Genomic DNA, 1,340 nt, shown 5'->3' on the forward strand with positions numbered 1-1,340 from the left:
CGGGCGGCTTGGGTGGGGGTGTAGGTGTAGGTGCCGTTGGTGGTGATGGTGACGGTGCCGCTGCTGGGTTGGGTGGGCACGGTGTAGGTCAGTGGGTTGCCGTCGGGGTCGGTGAAGTTCAGCGATCCGGTGACGGCGCCGTTGGTGGGGTTGGGGGTGCCGACAGTGGGCGTGCCTGCCACCGGCGGCTGGTTGTTCGCGGCGGTGGTTACCAGGGAGACCCACCGCAACGCCCTGTCGGCGGCGTCGGTGACGAACAGCCTTGTGCCATCGGCACTGAGCGACAAAGTGTGAGCACCGGTCTCGGGGTTGGCGTCGATCTGCACGGTGCGGATGACGGTGTTGGTGGCCGGGTCGATCACCGAAATGGTGTCGTCGCTGTTCGCGACGTAGACCAAGGTGCCGTCGGCACTGACCACCACCGAGGTCGGGTTGGCTTTGCTGGCCAAGGTGATGGTGCCTATCACCTGGTTGAAGGTTGTGCTGGCGGGGTTTGCATCGATCACTGACACCGAATCGCTGTTCTGGTTCGTCACATACGCACGGGTGCCGCTGACCGCGACATCAGAGGGGTACATTCCCACTCGGACGGTGGCGATGACGGCGGCCGCGGCGGTGTCGACGACCGAGACGGTGAAACCGTTCTTATTGGCAACGTACAGCCGGGATCCGTCGGGGCTGAGCGCCACCCCGGTCGGAAAGGCGCCCACCCTGACCGTGGTGACCACGGTGCGGGTGGCGGTGTTGATCACCGACACGGAGTTGCCACTGGCGTTGGCCACGTACAGGCGAGATCCGTCGGAACTGAGCACCGCACCGATCGGGCCGGCGCCCACCGCGATTGTGCCGACCACCGTGTTGGTCTGAGTGTCGATGATTGACACCGAGTTCGACCACGAGTTGGTGACATAGATCTGTTTCTGATCCGGGCTCGCAACCACGGTGGTCGGTTTGGTGCCGACCGATATGGTTTTGATCACTGTGGGTGTCGACGTCGACAGGTCGATCACCGACACCGAGGCCGAGCTTTGGTTGGCCACATAGGCGGTGTTGCCGATCACCACCACACCGGCCGGGTTGGTGCCCGTCGAGCCCACCGCGGGCGACACGGTGAGATCGGCCGGCGACACCGGCACGCTCACCGTCGTTGTCACCGTGGACGTTCCGTCGCTCACCGACACCGTGAACGCATCCGTATCGACCCAGTTGGTCTGCTGAGCGGCGAGCCGCGCCGCAACGGTCGGTGTATAGCTGAACGTCCCATCGGAATTGACCGTCACCGAACCACTCGCCGGCTGGGTGACGAGGGTGTAAGTCAATGTGTCGCCGTCGGCATCGGT

Annotated in this window: 1 protein-coding gene; it reads right to left on the reverse strand. The window is 64.5% G+C overall.

The features are described from left to right. The coding region (locus ABGB19_RS26015; RefSeq protein WP_347688888.1) for a beta-propeller fold lactonase family protein at window positions 1–1,280 on the reverse strand (1,280 nt) is incomplete at its 3' end. Window positions 1,281–1,340: the final 60 nt, after the last annotated feature.

It is taken from the genome of Mycobacterium sp. B14F4, assembly GCF_039871645.1.
Lineage (GTDB): Bacteria > Actinomycetota > Actinomycetes > Mycobacteriales > Mycobacteriaceae > Mycobacterium.